General features: G+C 73.5%; 18 protein-coding genes. 2 read left to right on the top strand and 16 right to left on the bottom strand.

Annotated elements, in window-relative coordinates; genetic code table 11:
* Nucleotides 1-138: 138 nt before the first annotated feature.
* Both IE140_RS26570 and IE140_RS26565 read right to left on the bottom strand, forming a co-directional pair.
* Entirely contained in the window at nt 139-1,377 is a 1,239-nt protein-coding gene (locus IE140_RS26570; RefSeq protein WP_189460763.1) for a glycoside hydrolase family 26 protein, read from the bottom strand.
* A gap of 123 nt (nt 1,378-1,500) precedes the next feature.
* A complete protein-coding gene (locus IE140_RS26565; protein ID WP_150196702.1) occupies nt 1,501-2,790 on the bottom strand; it encodes a cytochrome P450 in 1,290 nt (429 codons plus the stop codon).
* 232 nt (nt 2,791-3,022) lie between these two features.
* On the opposite strand from IE140_RS26565, the gene IE140_RS26560 reads away from it, so the two are divergent.
* Both IE140_RS26560 and IE140_RS26555 read left to right on the top strand, forming a co-directional pair.
* On the top strand, nt 3,023-3,505 hold the full coding sequence (locus IE140_RS26560; RefSeq protein ID WP_150196703.1) for a tyrosinase family oxidase copper chaperone: 483 nt from the start codon (nt 3,023-3,025) through the stop codon (nt 3,503-3,505).
* Between the two features lie 19 nt (nt 3,506-3,524).
* A complete protein-coding gene (locus IE140_RS26555; RefSeq protein WP_109181137.1) occupies nt 3,525-4,388 on the top strand; it encodes a tyrosinase family protein in 864 nt (287 codons plus the stop codon).
* A 67-nt stretch (nt 4,389-4,455) separates the two neighbouring features.
* Here the strand turns inward: IE140_RS26555 and IE140_RS26550 are convergent, their stop codons facing one another.
* The 14 genes from IE140_RS26550 to IE140_RS26485 all read right to left on the bottom strand — a co-directional run bounded on the left by IE140_RS26550 (nt 4,456) and on the right by IE140_RS26485 (nt 19,103).
* On the bottom strand, nt 4,456-4,737 hold the full coding sequence (locus IE140_RS26550) for a chaplin (protein WP_032765433.1): 282 nt from the start codon (nt 4,735-4,737) through the stop codon (nt 4,456-4,458).
* Nucleotides 4,738-4,876: 139 nt separating this feature from the next.
* A complete protein-coding gene (locus IE140_RS26545; RefSeq protein WP_093442348.1) occupies nt 4,877-6,025 on the bottom strand; it encodes a GNAT family N-acetyltransferase in 1,149 nt (382 codons plus the stop codon).
* The gene (locus IE140_RS26540) at nt 6,022-6,696 is read right to left on the bottom strand and encodes a YveK family protein (protein WP_150196704.1); all 675 of its coding nucleotides are present in this window, start codon (nt 6,694-6,696) and stop codon (nt 6,022-6,024) included. Before IE140_RS26540 ends, IE140_RS26545 begins: the two co-directional genes overlap by 4 nt.
* On the bottom strand, nt 6,693-7,829 hold the full coding sequence (locus tag IE140_RS26535) for a glycosyltransferase (RefSeq protein WP_150196705.1): 1,137 nt from the start codon (nt 7,827-7,829) through the stop codon (nt 6,693-6,695). Before IE140_RS26535 ends, IE140_RS26540 begins: the two co-directional genes overlap by 4 nt.
* A complete protein-coding gene (locus tag IE140_RS26530; RefSeq protein WP_150196706.1) occupies nt 7,826-8,638 on the bottom strand; it encodes a polysaccharide deacetylase family protein in 813 nt (270 codons plus the stop codon). Before IE140_RS26530 ends, IE140_RS26535 begins: the two co-directional genes overlap by 4 nt.
* On the bottom strand, nt 8,628-10,337 hold the full coding sequence (gene murJ / locus IE140_RS26525; protein ID WP_150196707.1) for a murein biosynthesis integral membrane protein MurJ: 1,710 nt from the start codon (nt 10,335-10,337) through the stop codon (nt 8,628-8,630). Before murJ ends, IE140_RS26530 begins: the two co-directional genes overlap by 11 nt.
* A complete protein-coding gene (locus IE140_RS26520) occupies nt 10,334-11,692 on the bottom strand; it encodes an O-antigen ligase family protein (protein WP_093442362.1) in 1,359 nt (452 codons plus the stop codon). The genes murJ and IE140_RS26520 overlap by 4 nt, the downstream gene beginning before the upstream one ends.
* A 2-nt stretch (nt 11,693-11,694) precedes the next feature.
* Nucleotides 11,695-13,176: a sugar transferase gene (locus tag IE140_RS26515; protein ID WP_150196708.1), complete on the bottom strand. Its 1,482-nt coding sequence runs from the start codon at nt 13,174-13,176 to the stop codon at nt 11,695-11,697.
* Nucleotides 13,173-14,348 (bottom strand): glycosyltransferase, encoded by a 1,176-nt coding sequence (locus IE140_RS26510; protein WP_093442368.1) that lies wholly within the window; start codon nt 14,346-14,348, stop codon nt 13,173-13,175. The genes IE140_RS26515 and IE140_RS26510 overlap by 4 nt, the downstream gene beginning before the upstream one ends.
* A 403-nt stretch (nt 14,349-14,751) precedes the next feature.
* Nucleotides 14,752-15,801, bottom strand: a complete 1,050-nt coding sequence (locus IE140_RS26505) for a polyprenyl synthetase family protein (RefSeq protein ID WP_093442371.1) — start codon at nt 15,799-15,801, stop codon at nt 14,752-14,754.
* Nucleotides 15,798-16,856, bottom strand: coding sequence for a tetratricopeptide repeat protein (locus tag IE140_RS26500; RefSeq protein ID WP_093442374.1), 1,059 nt, complete (start codon nt 16,854-16,856; stop codon nt 15,798-15,800). The genes IE140_RS26505 and IE140_RS26500 overlap by 4 nt, the downstream gene beginning before the upstream one ends.
* Nucleotides 16,857-17,077: 221 nt before the next feature.
* Complete coding sequence (locus tag IE140_RS26495; RefSeq protein ID WP_150196709.1) at nt 17,078-17,737, bottom strand: TetR/AcrR family transcriptional regulator; 660 nt, start codon at nt 17,735-17,737, stop codon at nt 17,078-17,080.
* The gene (locus tag IE140_RS26490; protein WP_150196710.1) at nt 17,734-18,414 is read right to left on the bottom strand and encodes a DUF4166 domain-containing protein; all 681 of its coding nucleotides are present in this window, start codon (nt 18,412-18,414) and stop codon (nt 17,734-17,736) included. The genes IE140_RS26495 and IE140_RS26490 overlap by 4 nt, the downstream gene beginning before the upstream one ends.
* Entirely contained in the window at nt 18,411-19,103 is a 693-nt protein-coding gene (locus tag IE140_RS26485) for a hypothetical protein (protein ID WP_150196711.1), read from the bottom strand. Before IE140_RS26485 ends, IE140_RS26490 begins: the two co-directional genes overlap by 4 nt.
* Nucleotides 19,104-19,201 lie beyond the last annotated feature (98 nt).

The raw sequence follows: 19,201 nt of genomic DNA, 5'->3' as shown, positions 1-19,201 counted from the left end.
GCGGCGTGACGGAGCGGGACGTGCCCGCGTTGGTGGGGTGACAAGCGGTTGCTCGTCCCCCTGCCCCCGCGCTGGACCCGTGTGGGTGGACGGCTCCGGCCCCCGACCGGCGGGCCGGAGCCGTTTCCATGCCCGGGGTCAGTAGCGGAAGCAGATCTCGCGCTCCGGCAGCCACGGCCCCAGCCACTCGGCGGACGGCAGGGTGACGCACCACCGGCGACCGGGCGGAGTACCGGCCCCCGGCGACGTGGGCGAGGGGGACACGGGCGGGGAGGGCAGGCCGGACGGCGGGACGGTCGGCGACGGACTCGGGTCCGCCGGAGTGGGGGTGGGTGTCGGCGTCGGGCTGGGGGAGGGCTCGGCGGGCGCGGCCATCTCGGTCATCATCGTCCGGAACACCTCCGAGGACCGCGGATTGCTCCCGCACTGCCAGACACCGTGCGGGCAGTAGTCCGTGACCGTCTGGTAGAGCGGCTCGTGCCGGTCGATCCACTCCAGCATCCGCCGCATGTACTCGGGGTTGTCGCCGTTGCGGAAGAGCCCCCACTCCGGGAACGAGATCGGCTTGCCGCGCTCCGCGGCGAAGTCGACGTGTTTCTGGAGCCCGTACGGGTCGGTGATCTGGTCGTCGAAGGTCTCACCGGGAGGCTGGTCGTAGGAGTCCATCCCGATGATGTCGACGACGTCGTCGCCCGGGTAGCACTCGGTCCACGGCACCGCGTCCCGCCCCCGGCTCGGGGTGAAGTCGAAGCGGAACTCCTGACCGGGCACCGCGCGCATCGCCGAGACGATCCGCTCCCAGTACGCCTTCCAGGACGTGGGATCCGGGCCGCACCGGTGCGTGTACGTGGTGCCGTTCATCTCCCAGCCGAGCACGATCACGGTGTCCGGAACGCCGAGCTCCACCAGGCGTTCCGCCAGCCGGGTGAAGTGCTGGTCGTAGTCGCCCGCCGCACCCGCCCGGAGCAGGGTGCGGACCTCGCCGTCCGGGACCCGCTCCTCGTTGCGCTCCAGCATCGGTACGTTCAGGACGAACATCCGGTCCGGGTCCGCCCGTCTCCACTCCGCCCAGGAGTCGAGGAAATCGGGGGAGCCCTCGATGTTCACCCACAGATCGCCCGGCAGATACGTGTGCCCCACCCGCAGCTCCGCCCCGTCCAGCCAGCGCGAGAACTCGGCCATCCGGCTGACCCCTTCGGGCCCGTAGTCCAGATACGCCCCGTGCGCCGTAGCGCTCCCCGCCCTCGGCCCGCCGGGGGCCGCGCCGTCGACGGAATCGGTGCCCGGAGGCGACTGGCCAGCGATGCCGCCACCCGCCAGGAGGCTGAGAGCAAGCGCCGCGATACACGAAACGAAGAGTCGGCGCTTGGCCGGCATTGCTCCTCCTGGCTGTGATGAATTCCGGCCCGTCCGGCCCGGTGGGGAGAGAGTTTCATCATCATGCCCCGGCGGCATGCGGAGGGAGTCCATTTATCGTATTCGGCGTTGCGGGCGTGCCGTTCAGGTGAATGTGGGGCCGAACGTGAACGGCAGCGATCCGACGCGGTTGTCGAAATTCGAATCGACGAGTCCCGGGTCTCCCAGATCCCGCATGACGGGGCGTCGGTCGATCAGCTCCCGGAACAGGGCCGTCATTTCGAGGCGAGCCAGATGCGCGCCCAGGCAGTGGTGCGGGCCCCCGCCGCCGTATCCCAGATGGGGATTGGGCGAGCGGGTGATGTCGAAGCGATCCGGATGGGTGAAAACCGCCTCGTCGCGATTGGCGGAGGCGTAGATGAGTGCGACTTTCTCGCCCGGGAGGAATGTGCGACCGCCCAGTGCGCATTCTTCGGTGACCGTTCTGCGGAACTGGATGATCGGAGTCGAATGCCGCACGATCTCGTCGACGGCCCCGCCGATGTACCGGTCGAAGTCGGACCGCAGCAGTTCCCGCTGATCCGGATTCCGGTCGAGCAGGAACAGCCCGTGCGCGATGGCGTTGCGGGTGGTCTCCACCCCGGCCACCAGCAGCAGCGAGAAGAAGGCTCCCAACTGCCGCCCCGACAGCGCCTCACCGTCGATGTCCGCGCACACGAGCGCCGAGACGAGGTCGTCCCCGGGACGACGGCGGCGCTCCGCGGCGAGCCGCCCCATGCCCCACTGCATGCGGGCCAGGGACGCCAGCCCCCGCCCGGGGATCCGGATCCGGGCCCGGCCCCGTCGCTCGACGCCGACATGCTCCGACGCCTGGTCGATCTGCTCGGAGATCCGCGCCCGGTAGGCCTTCGGGACGCCCATCAGGTCGCAGATCACCTCCAGCGGCAGCCGCGAGGCCGCCGACGGCACGAAGTCCCGGGGCCGCTCGGCGATCAGCTCGTCCACCAGCCGCCCGGCGAGCCGCCCGACGTTCTCCTCGACGCCCGCCAGCAGCCGCGGGGTGAACCGCCGCGAGATGATCCGGCGCAGCGCCGCGTGCTCGGACCCGTCCATGTTGACCATCGAGTTCCCGAACAGCGCCTTCGCCCAGCCGGCCGGCTCCGGAGTGGTGACCCCGGGAGCGCTCGCGAACACCCCGGGCGTACGGCTCGCCGTCCGCACATCGGCGTGGCGCACCAGGGCGTAGAACGGCTTTCCGGCGGTACGCGCGGTACCGGGCCGGGGCGTGAACAGCACCGGCGCGTCCAGCTCCCGCAGCAGCGCGAAGGCCCGCAGCCGCTCGGGGCGCGGCAGCCGCCAGAACGCCGGGTCGGCCAGGTCGACGTCCGCCGCGCGCTCCACACGGTCCCCGGACGGCTGATACGGAACGGTCATGCCCACCACCTCCACGGTTCGCCAGGCCATGTTCCGGTCCGCCGGTCACCGGAGCCCCCGCGACGCGGCCCGCCGCCGCCGATCGCCCCGCACCCTCACGCGTTTGCCGGAACGCGCCCCACTTGTGTGCGCCGTACGCCCCACGCACGAGAACTGTTTCGCCACCGCCTCGTTGTCAACATCGCCATCAGAAGCACCTCGGACGAGTTAACGAGAGGCAGGTAGTCATCTCATGAGCCCCACCCCCGCGAAACCGGGCGGCACCCGCATTCCCTCCCGCCGGACCGTCCTGCGCGGAGCCTTCACCGCCGCCGTGGTCACGGGTACCGCCGGCGCCCTGCTCCCGCTGCTCGACCGCGACCCGGCCGCCGCGGACGGTCCCGCACCGGCGCCCGGGCCCGGCTCCGGATCCGGCTCCCGGGCCACGACGGAGGAGTTCGCCGAGATGTACCGGGGCCGGGAGATCCGGGGGACGACGACCGTCGTCGTCCCCGCGGGCGCCCCGGCCGACGACCGGGGCGCGGTCGCCGCCGAACCGGTCACCGAGATCCGTATCGACGGCAGGCCGCTGCACGTCATGAGGAGGGCGGACGGCACGTATCTGAGCGACGTCCGGCACTACGAGTCGTATCCGACGCTGCTGGAGACGGCCCGTGCCGCCGTCGACGAACTCGGCACCGCCCGGCTCGCACCGCCCGCCGCGCACCACATGTGAACCAGGAGGAGCAGCACCGGTGTACACCCGCAAGAACCAGCGCGACCTCACGCGCACCGAGAAGCGCCGGCTCGTCGACGCGATCCTGAAACTGAAGCGCTCGGGCCGCTACGACGACTTCGTCGTCATGCACCGGGAGTACTACGTCATGGACACCGAACGCCGCCCGCGCCCGGCGCACATGACGTCCTCGTTCTTCCCCTGGCACCGCCAGTACCTGCTGGAGTTCGAGAAGGCGCTCCAGCGCGTCGACGCGGGCGTCAGCGTCCCCTACTGGGACTGGACCCGTGACAACCGGACGACGTCCTCGCTCTGGGCCGAGGACTTCCTCGGCGGAAACGGCAGGCCCGGCGACCGCCGGGTCACGACCGGCCCGTTCGCCTACGCGGCGGGCAACTGGAGCGTCGGCAGGGGCGTCACCGACGAGCACTACCTCACCCGCAACTTCGGCAGGCCGGGCAGCGACCCGGTCTCCCTGCCCACCGCGAACGACCTGGCGCGGGCCCTCAAGGACCCCGTCTACGACACCGCGCCCTGGAACAGCGTCTGCACCGAGGGCTTCCGCAACCGCGTCGAGGGATGGGGCATCCGGGGCGTGCGCACGGTCGGCCTGCACAACCGGGTCCACCAGTGGGTCGGCGGTCCGATGGCGGGCGCGGCCTCCCCCGAGGACCCGGTGTTCTGGCTCCACCACTCCTTCATCGACCTGATCTGGGACCGCTGGCGTAAGGCGCATCCCAAGTCGGCCTACCGGCCGGGCCGCAAGCCCGCCTCACCCGGCCCGGACCGCGACTACGTCTTCGGCCTCGACGAGGCGATGCCCCCCTGGCGGGTGACCCCGAGGAAACTCCTCGACCACAGCAAGGTCTACCGCTACGCCTGAGGCCGGACGCAGGAACGGCCGGCCCCCTCCGCACGGAGGGAGCCGGCCGTTCCGGAACTACGGCAGATCAGCGGCCGTAGCCGTAGTCGCCGCCGTTGTGGTGGCCGCCGTCGACGTTGGCGCAGGTGTTGCCGAAGGCCGGGTTCAGCAGGCCGATCACGTTGATCGTGTTGCCGCAGACGTTCACCGGGACGTGCACGGGAACCTGGGCGACGTTGCCCGAACCGACCCCGGGGGAGCCGGCGGCGAGGCCCTGCGCACCGGCGTCCGCGGACGCCATGCCGGCGCCGCCGGCGATCAGGGCGCCGGTACCGGCCATGACAGCGGCGACCTTCGTCATACGAGACATGGAGAACTCCTAGTAAAGAAGGGGGTTGTGCTGCGGACACGAGGACCGCACCCCCTGACAACGCGAAAGACGCCGGACGGTAACGGATCTGTTCATAGGTGATATCTCCGACGCCGCCGTCCGGCGTACGCCCGGCGAGTCAGCGTCCGATCATCGGCAGCCCCGACAACCGCTCGTGCCAGTCCCGCGCCGCCGGGAACCGGGCCTTCACGGTCTCCACCGCCCGCTCGCGCACCGCCACCTGCGACTCGCGCAGCCGCAGCAGCGGCTCCAGACCCGGCCGGGCCAGCAACAGCCGCTGGTTGACCACCGGCACCGGTCCCCAGTGGTTCTTGTAGCTCTCCGCGCCGCGCAGCAGGCTCAGCACCGTGCGCCCGCCGTCCGAGGCCTGCTGGGCGACCTCGCGGAGCAGCATCGTCGACACATCGACCTTCCTCTCGCGCAGCGCCGGATCCGCACCGTACAGATAGCCGCCCGTCAACTGCCCGGACTGCAACGACAGGTTGGACGCCACCACCTCGCCGTTCAGCCGGAACTCGGTCATGGCCGCCGTACCGTCCCCCACCATCCGCCCCACCGACCGGATCAGATGGTCCGAGAACCGTGCCCGCAGATGCTCGGGGTTGACCGTCCGGCCCTCCCACTGCCGCTCGTGCAGCCGCAGCAGCGTGTTGATCGCGGCGGGGACCCCGTCCTGCGGAATCCGGTGCACCTCGATGCCCAGGGCGTCGACCTTGCGCAGCTTCGACCGCAGCCGCTGGCCCCGCGAGCCCGTCAGCCGCGCCACGCGGTCGTCCAGCGGCTCGGCCGGCAGCTCCATGCAGGTCGAGTCCGTGAGCCTGCTCCGGGCCCCCGGCCACCGCCCGAACAGCAACTGCGCCGACGCGTCAGGACGGACCTCCCGCAGGTCCACCACGGTGTGCCGGGCCGCCCGGTCCAGACCGCGCCCCAGCGCCCCCACCGCGTACCCGGCCTCCTCCTGGTCCAGGAGGATGTCGAAGAAGTCGGAGACGGCCCCGCCCATCGGGACGAGCAGCGGCATCGGACGGTGCACCAGCATCAGCGGCGCCGCCCCGATCAGCCGCCCCGCCCGGCGGACCAGCAGCACCCGCAGCCGGCCCTCCTGACCGTAGGAGATCCACCACGAGTGCAGCCAGGCGTGGCTCTGGAACGGGGTGGGGGTGGCGCAGCGGCGGTGCAGCGCGTCCCACTCACCGGCGAGTGCGCCGAACTCCCGGAAGTCCCGGCACAACGTCACGGCCAGGCCGCCCGGCCGGTGCGCCGTCATCGGACGAGCTCCCGCTCGTCCTGAACGGCACCGGTGCCCCCGGCCGCCGGACCGGGCACCTGGGCCGAGACGCTCCAGCCCTCCCGGCGCGGACGCACCAACAGGACCAGACCGCCCAGCAGCCCGCCCGCCGCCGCACCCACCGCGGCGCCCAGCGGCACCGACGGCGAGACCGGCTGGTCCGGCGTCATGGCATGGGTGAACTTGATCAGCTTGACCCCGGTGTCCTTGGAGACGTGGCCGCTGCTCACGATGACGGCCTCGATGACCGCGTTGGCGATGTCCGCCGCCTTGTGGCGGTCCGAGGAGGTCCCGGTCACGGCGATCATCGGCGAATCCGGGGACGTCTCCGACGTGACGTGGGACCGCAGTTCGCGCACCGGCTCGCCCGCCGCGCCCTGCGCGTACGAGAGGGTCGCGTCGCTCGTCGTCAGCCGCCCGTACGACTGGGCGTACCCCAGCGCCGCCGCGGGGTCCGTGTCCCCTTCCGCGACCGCCATCGCATAGCTGGTGGCCTCGTACTGCGGGGTGGCGAGCGCGCCGTACGAGAGCCCGGAGGCGGTCCCGATCAGCACGCTGACGGGCAGCGGCCACCAGTGCGGCAGCCGGGCGAGGGCGGTGCGCAGCCGACGGGCGACGAGGTGTCGCTGCTGCTCGGGTGAGTCGGTCATGAATGAGCTCTCCGGTTCGGTGGGGCGGTGTCGAGGGCGTACGCGTACACGTCCATCAGGCGCTCGCTGCTGCGCCGGATGTCGTAGTGGCCGACGGCTCGGGGCGGCGAGCGGCGGTCCGGGCCGGCCTGTATCCGCTGCCGCAGCCGGTCCGTCAGCTCCTCGGGGCTCCCGGCGATCCGGGTCGCCCCCGGGGCGTGGGCGGCGGGCAGGTCGTCGATGGCGGGGCAGGCGTCGTGGAGCACGGGGAGTCCGGCGGCGAGCGCCTCCACGGCGGCCAGCCCGAAGGACTCCTCGCGGGAGGTGGAGACGAAGACGTCCAGGGCGCTCAGCAGCGCCGGAACACCCGGGACCGGTCCTTCCCCGTCCTCGTCGCACTCCCCGAGGAACCGGATCCGGTCCACCGCCCCGAGGCGCAGTGCCAAGGCCCGCAGCGTCCGGGCCTCGGGCCCGTCCCCGGCCAGCAGCAACCGGGCCTCCGGCAGGGCGGCGACCGCGCGGATCAGCACGTCGAACCGCTTGCCCGGCACCAGCCGGCCGACCCCGCCGACCACGAACGCGTCCTCGGGGACGCCCAGGGCGGACCGCACGGATGCCCGCCGCTCCCCGTCGAAGCGGAACCGGTCCGCGTCGATGCCGTTCGGCACCAGCCTGATCCGGTCGGCGGGCACGCCCCAGTCCCGCAGTCGCCAGGCCACGGTGGAGGAGACGGCGACGGTCGCCGCGCCCAGCCGTTCGGTGGAGAGGTAGAGGGCGCGGATGGAGCGGGTGAGCGGGCGGCCCTCGATCTCGGCCCGCCCCAGGGAGTGTTCGGTCGCCACGGTGGCCCGCGTCCCCGCGAGGCGCGCCGCGATCCTGCCGTACACACAGGCCCGGTAGAGGTGCGTGTGGACCAGGTCGTAGCGGCCGTCCCGGATCAGCCGGGCGAGCCGTCCGACGGCCGACAGGTCCCGGTTGCCGCGCATCCCGAGGTGTGTCACCCGGATCCCGTCGGACCGCAGCTCCTCGGCCACCGCCCCCGGGTTGGTGAGCGTCACCACATCGCACTCCACCGGCAGATGACGCAGCAGCAGCCGCAACTGCCGCTCGGCGCCGCCGACCCCGAGCCCGGTGATGACGTGCAGCGCCCTCACCGCGGACCGCCCGCCCGCACCGGCACGGCGGTCCGGGAACCCGCACCGGGCACCGCCACCTGCCGCAGCCCGTGCCGCAGATCCTTCGCCCACAGCCGCACCCCCCGGTCCGCCTGGCTGATGTGGGTACGGGGCAGGGCGAACCGGCTGAGCAGCGGACCGGGCGTCAGCGCACACGCGTAGCCGTAACCCGCCCGGCGCGCGGCCCGGGCGACCCGGCGGTCGAGAAAGCCGTACGGGTAGCAGAAGCCCTCCGGGAGCGAGCCGGTGAGATCACCGATCAGCGCCCTGCTGTCCGCGGTCTCGCGCCGCAACTCCTCGTCGGACAGCCCCGTCAGGTCCTGGTGGTACAGCCCGTGCGAGCCGACCTCCATGCCCGCGGTGGCGACCCGACGGATGTCGTCGTGGGTGAGCAGCGGCTTGCGCGGACCCAGGGGGTCCCATTCGTTGACCCCGCCCGGGCGGCCGGGCAGGACGAAGACCGTCGCCCGGCAGCCGTGCTTGCGCAGCACCGGCAGCGCCTCGTCGAGGAAGTCCGCGTACCCGTCGTCGAAGGTCAGCCCCACCAGCCCGCGCCGCCCCGATGCCCCGGCGCGCAGCAGCTCCGACACGCCCACCCCCGTCAGCCGCCGGCTGCGCAGCCAGGACAGCTGCTCGTCGAGCCGCTCGGGCGAGACCGTGATGCCGTACGGATCGTCGCTGGGGTCCGTCACCGAGTGGTACGTGAGGATCCACGGCTGACGGCGGGTGTGCGGGCGGAGCCGGGACGAGCGAGCGTCGGCGCGATGTGCCGAGGATTCAGCGGCCATCAAGGAACCTCCGTCGGATGAGTGCCAGCAGGGAAAGGACCTCGGGCGAGCGCAGGGCGAGGCCGGTCAGGAAGAACACGGCGGGGACGAGGAGACACCCGGCAGCCAGGCTCAGCACCGGATCGGGGACGAGCGGGGCACACGCCCAGCCCGCCGCACCAGCCGCCAGCGACGCCCCGGCGAGCCGGCTCAGCGACAGCGCCACGTCCCGGGCCCTGATCGGTACCACCCGGGTGCCGAGGCCCATCAGGAGCAGCAGGGCCGTGGAACTGATCCCGATCGCGTTGGCGGTCGCGATGCCGTCCACGCCGAAGCGGTACGTCAGCGCGTACCCGGCCCCCATCGTGACCAGCAGCCCGGTCCCCATCGCGAACGCCGGGAACCAGGTGGGCCGCCCGGACGAGAAGAACGGCCGGCTCAGCGCGCCGACGAGACAGTGCCCCAGCAGCCCCAGCGCGTAGACCCGCATGACCTGGGCGGTCGACGCGGTGTCGGCAGCGTCGAACGCGCCGCGCTGGAAGAGCACTTCGACGATCTGGGGTGCGTAACCGAGGACGACCGCCGTGCCGAGCAGCACCACCATCCCGGCGAGACCGAGGTCCCTCTCGACCCGCCGCCGGGCCTTCTCGTGCTCCCCGGCGGCCATGGCCTGAGCGACGACGGGGAAGGTCACCGTGCAGATCATCAGCGACAGCACCATCGGCATCTGCGCGACCTTCTGCGCGTAGTTCAGATGCGAGATCGCCCCGGCGGGCAGGGTGGACGCCAGGAACCGCTCCACCAGCACCTGGGACTGACGGCTCACCACGAACACGACCACCGGGGCCAGCACCGCGAACCCCAGCAGCGGAGCACTCCGCGCCGCCCGCCGCCCGAGCCGCGGCAGGCGCGGCCGGGCGAGCGGCACCAGCCGCAGGAGCACGGGGAGCTGGGTGAGGATCATCAGCGCGCTGCCCACCGCGACGCCCGCCGCGGCCGCCCGCACCCCCCACGCCGCGTGCAGGGCCAGCGTCATCCCGATGATGCCGAGGTTGTACGCGACATAGACTCCGGCCGGCGGCAGGAAGCTGCCGTGCGCGCGCAGCGCGGCGCTGAAGTAGCCGGTGATCCCGAAGGTGAGGACGGTGACCGCGGTCAGCCGGGTGCAGTCCACCGCGAGACGGGGATCGGCGAGCCCCGGGGCCAGCACGCCCACCACCCACGGCGCGCCCGCGATGAGCAGCGCCGCGCCACCGGAGAGCAGCAGGAAGAGCCGGGGGAGTGTGGCCGCCACCAGCTCCCGTACGGGGTCGGCGCCTCCCTCCGTGTCGCCGGAGGCGCGACGGGTGAGAGCGAGGCTGAACGCGGGGACGAGGAGGAGCGCCATCCCGTCCTCGATGAGCAGCGTCGCCGCCATCTCGGGCACGGTCCAGGCGATCAGGAACGCGTCGCTCGCGTCGCTCGCCCCGAAGTACCGGGCGATGGCCTGATCCCGCACCAGACCCAGGACGGCCGCCAGCACGGTCAGCACCGCCGTGCCCGCCGCCGCCCGGGCGAGGAAGGCCCCGAGCCGGGGCGCCTCGCCGCTCCCCGTCTCCGGTGAGCCGCCGGGGGACCGGGGCCCTTCCGGTCCTGACCCCGGGGCCGGCAGCAGCGAAGGGCCCGCCGTCGCGTCCGCCGGCCGCGCCCCGGCCTCCGTGCCCGTACCGGTATCGGTCATGCGGCGCTCACCCGGTCCGGCTCGGCCAGCGCCCACCAGGCGGCCAGCCCCAGAACGACACCGCTGAGCACCGTGGTGGGCCCGCCGATGTCCGCGTACAGGAAGTTGACGCTCTGCCAGGTCATCAGGGCGACCGCCACCAGACCGCAGTCCAGCGCGGCGTTCGCGCGCGAGCGGGCGAGCCACAGCCGGCGGATCGCGCCGACCAGGATCGCCGCCCAGCTGCCGACGAGCGCGGTCAGCCCGATGAGGCCCTGCTCGCCGAGGACGAGGAGATACATGTTGTGCGGGGAGAGGAGGGCCTGCCGGCGGAACTCCTGTCCCGCCCCGGCGGTGTCGCTCCCCGACGAGAGCCCGATCGAGGCGTGCCCGTCCCGGTGGTCGGGGAAGCCCTTGAGGCCGACCCCGGCGGCCGGCTGCTCGCGCCACATCGCGCCCGCCGCACTCCACATCGCGTAGCGGTCGCTGACCGACCGGTCAGGGGTGCTGGTCACGCGGGTCACGCTGGCGGCCCGGTCCGCGATCATCTCTGAGCCGATGCCGAACCCGCCGACCAGGACCACGCCCGCCGCACCCAGCACGGCCAGCGAGGCCAGTGCCTGCCGCCGCCCGCTCAGCGCCAGGGCGACGAGCACCGCGGCGGCCGTGGCGATCCACACGCCCCGGCTGAACGACAGCGTCAGCGGGACGATCAGCGCGACGGCGAGGACGGCGGCGGTCGGTCGCAGCCAGGCCGGGGCGCTCCTGGGGGTGCGCAGGGCGCAGGCCGCCGCGGCGAGCAGCCCGTAGGCGACGACGGTCGCCATGCCCATGATGTCGCTGGGCCCGAAGGTGCCGACCGCCCGGATGTCCTCGCCCATGTACGAGGCGCCGGTCCCGGTGACGTACTGATGAACGCCCGTGACGCCCTGGACGACCGCGAGGAGGACCAGCGAACCGGCGACGATCCGGAACCCGTACGCGTCCCTGAGCAGCAGGAACACCGCAGCCGGTACCAGGACGAAGACCTGGAGGTAGCGCACGAGCCCCGGCAGGGCGGCCGCCGGGTCCGCCGCGGCGACCGTGGCCACCGCGAAGCCCACCGCGGGCAGCCCCAGGACCAGCGCGGCGCCGGCGCTCAGCGGCCGCTGCCGCAGATACAGCAGCCGCCCCACGCACACCAGCACCGCGATCCCCGAGGCCACGTCGGCGGGGCCGCCCCCGCCCGACGTTCCGTAGGGGAGGGCGGGCAGCAGGACGGTCGCGACCAGCGGCAGCAGCGGCCAACGGCCGCGCCAGGCGGCCCACGGGGAGCGGGCGGCGGCGGGCGGCCCGGCCGCCGGTGACGGTACGGGCCGGGTCAGGACAGCGGTCATGGTCAGCTGCCTCCGAGCCGGAACAGGGAGCCCGCCGTCCGCGCCAGCACGCACGCGTCCTGCCACAGCGACCAGGTCTCGATGTAGTGGTTGTCGAAACGGGCCCGCTCCTCGATCGAGGTGTCGCCGCGCAAGCCGTTCACCTGGGCCAGCCCGGTGATGCCCACCGGCATTCGGTGACGGGCCTGGTAGCCGGGGTGGGAGCGGCTGAACTGCGCGACGAAGAAGGGGCGTTCGGGGCGGGGGCCGACCATGCTCATATCGCCGCGCAGGACGTTCCACAGCTGCGGCAGCTCGTCCAGGGACGTCCGGCGCAGCATGCGGCCGACCCGGCTGAGCCGGCCGTCGGACGCGACGTTCCAGCGGGTGGCCGACTCCTGGACGTCGGCGGGCCGCAGTGTACGGAACTTCAGCAGGACGAAGGGACGACCGTGCCGGCCGACGCGCTCCTGGCGGAAGATCACGCCCGGTCCGTCGGAGAGCCGCACGGCCAGCGCGCAGGCCGCCATCACCGGGGCCGCCAGCACCAGCCCGACCGCCGCCAGGACGGCGTCCATCGCCCGCTTCACCCCGTGGCCGAGGGGGCGGTCCGTGCCGTCGCGCAACGGCTGCGCCGTGAAACCCCACAGATGGTCGGGCCGGCCGGCCGCCGGGGTTCCCGCGAGGGTGCCGGGCCCGGTGATCAGCCACACCCGGCAGCCATGCCCGGTGAGGAGGGTGAAGAGAGCGGCGCCGTCCGGGGTGGCCTCGGGCGGGGCCGTGAACACCGCGTGCCGCACACTGTTCTGCACCACGGCCCGCCCCACCTCCTGGGGCGAGGCCAGGACCGGCAGGGGTGCGGCGTCCGCCCCCGTCACCTGCTGCTCGTCCCCGGTTGCCGGGGCGGCGACCAGACCGACCGGCCGCAGCCCGTAGGCGGGGTGGTCGTACAGCGCGGCCGCCACCTGACGGGCGGACGGTCCCTGGCCCACGACCAGCGTGGACTGCGGGCGGCGGCCGGCGGCCCGCCGCCGCGCCCGGTAGACCGCCGCACGCCCGGCGCAGGTCAGCGCGGTCTGCGTACCGGCCCCGTACGCCAGCACCGCCCAGCCGAACCCCTGCTGCGGGGCCCAGACGTCCAGCGCCTCCATCGTCACGTACCACTGGAGGAGGGTGAGACCGAGCAGCGCGGGAAGGTCGGAGAGGACCGAGGGGGACAACCGCATCCGGTACAGGTCGCGCCAGGCGAACAGCGCGACCTGAGCCACCGCCTGGACGGCCATCAGCAGCCAGGGCCATGCGACCGGGACCACCAGGGCGAACGTCACCGCCGGAGCCAGGGCGTCCACGCACAGCAGCGGCGCGGGACGGCCGTACCGGACGGCCCGCCGCTCACCCGGCCGCGCCTGCGCACCGCCGCCGCTTCTTCGCGGCGGATGAACCGTGTGAGCCTGCACGGCTGTTGCCTGGCCGGATCCGGGAACCGGTGCACTCTCCATCGTCATCGCTCGGTGCGCTTCCTCGTCGTGGGGCCGGACATGCCGACAAGTTCCTGGTAGAGACCGGCAACCGCGCCCGCGGTCCGTCGGACGTCGAAGGCCGCCCGGGTGTGGCGCAGGGCCCGGCGGGACACCGCCTCGCGCAGATCCGGGTCGGTGAGCAGGGCGGTCAGCGCCGCGGCCAGGGCCGCCGGATCCTCCGGTGGTACGAGGCAGTGGTCCTCGTCACCGGGCGGCAGGCTCTCCCGCGCGCCGTTCACGTCGGTCAGCACGACGGCGCGTCCGCAGGCCATCGCCTCCAGCGGGGCCAGCGCCATGCCCTCCCAGCGGGAGGGCAGTACGAGGACGTCCGCCGCGTGGATCCACGGCCGTACGTCCTCGCAGGCGCCGGTGAACAGCACACCCGGCGGGGCCGACGCCTCAAGACCGTCCCGGTCGGGCCCGTCGCCCACCAGGGCCAGCCGCGCCCCCGGCGCCGCCATCCGGCGCCAGGCCCGCAGCAGGACGTCCTGACCCTTCTGCCGGGTCAGGCGGCCGACGCAGACGACCAGCGGGGCGTCCGGGTCCGTGCCCTCCAGCAAGGGGAGGGCGGCGCGGGCCTCCGCCCGGACCGTGTGGTCGCCGGGGCGGAACCGGTCGAGGTCGATGCCGTTGTGGATGACCGACCAGCGGGCGGCGATGCCCGCCTCCTGCCCGGTGCGGCGCTCCGACTCGCTGACGCACAGGATGTGATCGGCCCAGCGCGCCCCGAACCGCTCCCAGCCGAGCGCGAGTTCCGCGGTGCGTCCGCCGACGGCCTCGAACGACCAGGCGTGCGGCTGGAACACCGTGGGGACCCGGCCGCGTACCGCGATCCGGCCCGCGAGGCCCGCCTTGGCGCTGTGGGCGTGCACCACGTGCGGACGGCTCGCGCGGACGATCCGGCGCGCCGCCGCGACCTCACCGGCCAGCCGGGGCCCGGGGGCACGGGTCGCGGACCAGCCGTGGACCTCGGCGCCGGCTGCCGCCGCCCCGATGGCCAGCGGGCTCCCGGGCGGACAGGCCACCACGGGACGCAGTCCGGCACCGGCCTGGGCCCTGACGAGATCGGTGACGACCCGGGCCACTCCGCCGTCGACGGGCTGAACCACATGAAGGACCGTCAATTGTCTTTCTGGAGTTCGACGCATGTGCAGCACGCACGGCTCTCTTCGCTCAATACGGTGAGTAAAGCCGAGGTGCACTTTGGCAGATATGTGGCGATATGGTGCGTGTGACTCGCTCATACGACCACATGGGGATTGCATGTCCGGTTGGGCCGTCCGAGTGGCCGCGCGGCAGACCGGCGCAGGCCCGGGTGTCCTTCACGGGCCCGTGGCGAAAGGGCTTTCGGGGGTCAGGCGCGGGGAGCGGCTCAGGTGTTCGGTACGGTGCGCGCCGGTTATACGGTCAGCCTTTTCCGGTGGTGCACACACCGCCGATCGCCGCAATGGATGGCAGCGCCAACTATCGGTGCCGTCGTCGGGAACAGGAGCGCCCCGGACGGTGTCCGGGGCGCTCCTGACGACGGGTCGGCCCATGCGGTCCATGAGCCGCCGAGTGTCAGCCGGTGCGGTCCACGAGATACGGGATCAGCGTGAGCAGATCCCCCTTGGCCTCGTCGGCCAGCGGCACCCGGTCCAGACAGGCGCGGGCCGCCGTCAGGTGCTCCTCCGCCTCGGTGACCGTCGCCCGCCGCCCGCCGGCCTCGTCGATCAGCTCCGCCGCCCGGCCCGCCGCCGCGTCGTCGAGCGGCCCGGCGCAGGTGAGCAGCGCGTCGAGACGCCCGGCCGCCGGATGGTCGGCGGACAGCGCCGCGAGGACCGGGAACGTCTTCTTGAGCCGCCGAAGATCGCTGCCCACGGGCTTCCCCGTCACCTGCGGGTCGCCCCAGATCCCCAGCAGGTCGTCCACCGCCTGGAAGGCCACCCCCACATGGCGCCCCGCCAGATCCAGCGCCTCGACGGTGGACGCCGGAGCGCCCGCCAGCACCGCGCCCAGGGCGGCCGCGCAACCGAGCAGGGAGCCCGTCTTGTGGGTGGCCATCGCCCGGTACTCGTGCGGCAGAACGGCACCGGGGCCGGACCACGGCCGGGACTCGAAGAGCAGGTCCTGAGCCTGACCGTGCACCAGATCACCCAGCGCGCCCGCCAGTTGCCGCACCGCCGCGGGACCGCCGGGACCAGGAGCCTCCGCGAGGGTGGAGACGGCCAGCGCGAACAGGGCGTCCCCCGCGAGGACCGCAGGGCCGGTGCCGTACGCCTTCCACAGCGTCGGCCGGCGGCGGCGGGTCTCGTCGCCGTCCATGATGTCGTCGTGGATCAGCGAGAAGGTGTGGATCAGCTCGACGGCGACCGCCCCGAGCACCCCGTCCTCGCCGCTGCCGCCCGCCGCCCGGGCGCCGAGCACCGCGAGCGCCTGGCGGACCCCCTTGCCCTGCGATCCGGGCACCGGTTCGCCGTCGGCGCCGCGCCAGCCGAGCGAGAAGGCCGCTGTCTCCGCGTGCCAGGGGTGCAGCCGGCCCACCGAGGCAACCAGGGCCGGGCGCACCAACTCGCGGCACCGGTCCAGTATCTGCGGCGCGCTCGCCCGGCGGGTCGTGGAGAGCGTCATCGGCGGTCGCCCCCGGCACCGGCCGACGCGGGTTCCACGCCGAGTTCCGCGTACGCTTTCTCGACCATCTCCCGGGCGTTCAGCAGCCCGATCCGGTCGAGCCTGCCGCGCAGATCGTCCAGGTCGGCGGCGGTGGCGTCGCGGTCCCGGCCGAGCCTGGCCCGCGCCTTCACCAGGCCGAGCGAGGCCAGTGCCTCGCCCCGGGGCTCGTCCATCGCGCGGAACTCGCCGAGCGCCTGCTCGTACACCTCGCGCGCCTCCTCGTACCGCCCGGCGCGGAACAGCACGTTGGCCCGCATCTTGTGGTTGTACGCCAGGGCGCTGGAGAGCTTCATCTCCATGCAGGTGACCTCGGCCTCGGCGAGCAGACCGAGCGCCCGCCCGGTCGCGCCGTCCCGGAGGGAAACGATGTCGGCGATCCCGCGCAGCGCCCACGCCCGGCCCCGCCGGTCGTCCGCGTCGCCCGCCAGGGCCGCGGCCTCCTCGAACATCTCCAGCGCCGTGTCCAGCGAACCGGTGTTGCGGTGGATCTGCGCGATGCCCTCCAGCGCCCAGACGGTGTGCCGGGCCTCGCCCCGGGCGCGGGCCTCGGCCAGCAGTTGTTCGTGCAGCGTCGCGACGGTCGCGTAGTCGCCCTGGATCCGCCCGGTCTCGGCGAGACCGGCCAGCGAGTAACCGCGGGCGACCACGTCGCCGCCCCGCTTCCCCAGCTCCGCGGCCAGGCCGAGCAGCCGGAACGCGAGGCGCAGCGCACCGCGCTGCCGCGCCAGCGTGCCGCCGCTCCACAGCGCCCAGGCCATCGCCCCGGTGTTCCCGGCCGACCGCGCCGCCCGGTAGCTGGCCTTCCAGGCCCGGTCGGCCTCCGCCACCTGCCCGAGCCTGCGGTGCGCCTCGGCCACGGCCAGGCCGGCGCGCGCCACCTCCTCCTGCGATCCGGAGAGCTCGGCCTGCCTCAAGTGGCGTACGCCCTCGGCCAGTACGTCGGTGAGGGAGGCGTTCACCGACATCTTGGTGAGAGCGCCCTGGTACTCGGGCGCCAGTGCCTTGGTCTGCATGGGTGCCTTCCGCGCGGTGCCGGGCCCGGAGCCGGACGACTATACCTGCTCTGTATACATGGAGGGTATAGTCGGCCGGTCGTGCAGGCCCGGATCATGTGGGGGTGGGGCGCCGCCCGTCATGTGCGGCGAACCGTCCTGTCGTCGATCAAGACGGCAGGTGGATGCGGAGGGTTGCTCGGGCGGCCCAGGTCGTTCCGGACCGCCCCGTCCATGTCCCGTTACGCCCCGCCCTGCACCTTCTCCGTGCGTCGCAGCCGGTGACGTACCGCGCGCCGGGCCACCGGGCCCAGTTCGTCCAGCACCCCGGCCAGGGCGGCGAGCTGCTCCAGAGCCTCGAAGGCCCGCTCCGCGCCCCCCGGATCGACGCCCTCGTACATCTCCAGGCCCACGAACGCCCCCGTCACGGCGCGCGCCAGGCCCGCCGGATCGGTGAACTCGCCCAGCGGCGAGTCCGCCAGAATCCGGACGAGAACCTGCTCGATCTCGGCGGTCCACAGGTCGAGGCCGGCCGCGGTCGCGGGCGCCAGCCGGGGCTGGGTCTGGGCGCCCGCCAGCACCTGGGCCAGGAAGGCGACATGGCCGCCGGCCCGCTCCTCCTCGTGCAGCTCGCGCCCGCAGCGCAGGAGTTCGGCGAGGGTGGTGACGTCGGCGAGCCGGTCACGGTGGCGGGCCACACGCTGTTCGGCGCCGTACCGGCAGGCCGCCGCCAGCAGTTCGTCGACCGAACCGAAGTGGTAGAAGACCAGCGCCTGGTTGACACCGGCCGAGGCCGCCACCGAACGGGCCGACGTCTTCGCGATGCCGTGCTCGGCGAGCGTGCGCAGCGCGCCCTCCAGGAGCTTCGTCCGGGTGTCCGCCCCGGTCGCGCCCGCCGTCATGCCCGCACCTCTTCGCGGACCGGGCGCAGACCGGCGCGTACGCCGTGGCGCAGGGCGTCGACATAGCGGGCGCGGAACGCTCCCTCGTACCCGAACAGCGGGCCGAAGCGGCGGTTGGTCACCGCGACCCGGACACGGAAGCGGCCCGTGGCGTCGTCGAAGGACTCGCGGACCTCGGCCTCGCCGCCGATCAGGTCCGGGACCCGCAGGTCGAGGGGCCCCTCGCGGAAACGGTGCTCGCCGGAGCGGATCAGCAGCGAGCCGTCGGGCTCCGCGGTCAGCCGCAGGTCGGTGGCCAGGTGCTGGTGCGTACCGAGGTAGTCCAGTACGCAGGACCGCTCGGGGCTGTGCACCATCGTGGCGTCGAAGCGGCGCGGCCCGCCCGGCAGGGCGAAGGTCCGGACGAAGGTCACGGTCTCCCGGCCGAAGGCGTCGGTGTACGGCACGTTCTCGATGGTGAACGGCACATCGCGGCCGGTCCTCGGCACCAGGATGTTGCGCCTGGCGCCCAGGGCGAGGAACGGCTTCACGAACGCCCGGCCGTGCCAGATCCGCTCCATGGACCCGCGCCCCACGCACGCCTCACCGCTCTCCAGTCCGACCGAGAAGCGGCGCTGCAACTGGGGGTGGAGCCGCGTGAAGTCGTCTCCCATCGCACGGGCGAATATCGAGGTCACGGGCGCTCCAGACGGGCGAGGGCGGACGGGGCGGCGGCCGGTCGGCCGGGTGGTCTGCGCAGGCAGCGCCGGGCGGCGGGCGTGAGCGGCGACGGAGGGACCAGCAGCGCGGCGAGGGCGGCGGGCAGAACGGCCACCGGACCGAAGGGGAGGGCCGCCGCCACGACGAGGAGACGTACCAGCACCTCCGCCAGGGCGTACGTCAGCGACCGGGCCGGGCTGACGCCGCGCTCGCACCACAGCCGCAGCCGGTCGAAGGACCAGGCCGTCGCCCAGCCCATCAGCGGCCGGAACGCCAGCCGGTCCGCGACCGTGCCGAAGCGGCCCCAGCGGGTCCGGTAGTCGTACCCCGTCAGGAAGCGGATGCCGTCGGCGGTGGGGACATAACGCCAGTAGCCGCTGCCCTCGGCCAGCAGGGACAGCCGCTCCGGCGAGGCGAACCGCAGGGCGGAGACCCGCTCGCCGTCCGCCCGCTCCCGCTCGCCCGCGCTCGTCCCGGTCCCGGCCACGGTCAGGAAGGGCAGCACCCGGGTCGCGTACCGGAACCGCTGGGCGGAGCCCGGCGGGCCGGGCAGGGGGCTGATCTCGGTGAAGCGCAGATCCCACCGCTGGTGCTGGGCGGGATCCTGGGTCCGGTCCCACAAGCGCTCGGGATCGGTACGGATCAACGCCTCTATGTACAGCCCCATGTATGCCCCCCGGTCCTTATGCGTGTTTGAGCGAGTACTCAAGTCCCGCCGCGTTTCAGGACGCTATCAGAGGGGGTTGAGCAGTCGCTCAACCCCCT

The organism is Streptomyces parvus (genome assembly GCF_014648875.1).
In the GTDB taxonomy this organism is placed as follows: Bacteria; Actinomycetota; Actinomycetes; order Streptomycetales; family Streptomycetaceae; genus Streptomyces; species Streptomyces parvus.
This window is presented reverse-complemented; position numbering and strand designations above follow the sequence as displayed.

What these genes read in the sequence shown, in the direction of transcription:
- IE140_RS26505 (WP_093442371.1), bottom strand. Translation starts at nt 15,801, where the DNA reads ATGACGCTCTCCACGACCCGCCGGGCGAGCGCGCCGCAGATACTGGAC.
- IE140_RS26500 (WP_093442374.1), bottom strand. Translation starts at nt 16,856, where the DNA reads ATGCAGACCAAGGCACTGGCGCCCGAGTACCAGGGCGCTCTCACCAAG.
- IE140_RS26565 (WP_150196702.1), bottom strand. Translation starts at nt 2,790, where the DNA reads ATGACCGTTCCGTATCAGCCGTCCGGGGACCGTGTGGAGCGCGCGGCG.
- IE140_RS26515 (WP_150196708.1), bottom strand. Translation starts at nt 13,176, where the DNA reads ATGACGATGGAGAGTGCACCGGTTCCCGGATCCGGCCAGGCAACAGCC.
- IE140_RS26545 (WP_093442348.1), bottom strand. Translation starts at nt 6,025, where the DNA reads ATGACGGCGCACCGGCCGGGCGGCCTGGCCGTGACGTTGTGCCGGGAC.
- IE140_RS26530 (WP_150196706.1), bottom strand. Translation starts at nt 8,638, where the DNA reads ATGGCCGCTGAATCCTCGGCACATCGCGCCGACGCTCGCTCGTCCCGG.
- murJ (WP_150196707.1), bottom strand. Translation starts at nt 10,337, where the DNA reads ATGACCGATACCGGTACGGGCACGGAGGCCGGGGCGCGGCCGGCGGAC.
- IE140_RS26550 (WP_032765433.1), bottom strand. Translation starts at nt 4,737, where the DNA reads ATGTCTCGTATGACGAAGGTCGCCGCTGTCATGGCCGGTACCGGCGCC.
- IE140_RS26520 (WP_093442362.1), bottom strand. Translation starts at nt 11,692, where the DNA reads ATGACCGCTGTCCTGACCCGGCCCGTACCGTCACCGGCGGCCGGGCCG.
- IE140_RS26570 (WP_189460763.1), bottom strand. Translation starts at nt 1,377, where the DNA reads ATGCCGGCCAAGCGCCGACTCTTCGTTTCGTGTATCGCGGCGCTTGCT.
- IE140_RS26495 (WP_150196709.1), bottom strand. Translation starts at nt 17,737, where the DNA reads ATGACGGCGGGCGCGACCGGGGCGGACACCCGGACGAAGCTCCTGGAG.
- IE140_RS26540 (WP_150196704.1), bottom strand. Translation starts at nt 6,696, where the DNA reads ATGACCGACTCACCCGAGCAGCAGCGACACCTCGTCGCCCGTCGGCTG.
- IE140_RS26560 (WP_150196703.1), top strand. Translation starts at nt 3,023, where the DNA reads ATGAGCCCCACCCCCGCGAAACCGGGCGGCACCCGCATTCCCTCCCGC.
- IE140_RS26485 (WP_150196711.1), bottom strand. Translation starts at nt 19,103, where the DNA reads ATGGGGCTGTACATAGAGGCGTTGATCCGTACCGATCCCGAGCGCTTG.